Source organism: Vreelandella olivaria (genome assembly GCF_023507745.1).
Taxonomy (GTDB): Bacteria; Pseudomonadota; Gammaproteobacteria; order Pseudomonadales; family Halomonadaceae; genus Vreelandella; species Vreelandella olivaria_A.
This window is the reverse complement of sequence record NZ_JALPZO010000099.1, coordinates 1-531: the sequence shown is the minus strand read 5'-3', so window position 1 is coordinate 531 and position 531 is coordinate 1. Positions and strand designations below refer to the sequence as shown.

At 56.7% G+C, this 531-nt stretch carries 1 protein-coding gene; it reads right to left on the bottom strand.

What is annotated here, in order from left to right; translation table 11 throughout:
• Nucleotides 1-531, bottom strand: a 531-nt coding sequence (locus HP566_RS21850) for a hypothetical protein (protein ID WP_249976704.1), incomplete at both ends; no start/stop codon positions are given.

Below are 531 nucleotides of genomic sequence, written 5' to 3'. Positions count from 1 at the left end.
CGCCAGCGTTCGCCTGTGTTGGTATCGTAGTAGCCTCCCTGGGCACTACGGCCTTCATCCTCTATCTGCCAGCGGGCACCACCATCGTAGCTGACCGCAGTCACATCCTTACCCAGCAGGCTCCCTTCGTTCACCCCATCAAACAGCAAGCCCTCTTCCGGGGTGATATACAGGGCATAGCCCACCAGATCGCTATCAAATTCATGCAGCTCGGTGAGTTGGTTACCATTCCAATGCCAGACCGATGTTGGGTGCTTCACCAACTGCTCTTTGGGCATTAGCGTGATGGGCCGACCTTTGCGGGCCAGAATATACACCTCGCCGTGTTCGTTAGCGGCAATATCGTTCACGCCATAGTCGCCTACGGCTACCTCAAAGCGTGGCTCGGTTTCCTCCCAGGGTAGCGAATAGATAACGCTTTCACCCCGGAACTGATCGAAGAAGGCCATGCGCAGTACGTTATCCTGCCCCAGGGCGACTAAGTCGAAGCGCTGACGTTCATTCTCGGGGTTACGAGCGCCTGTGGGAACG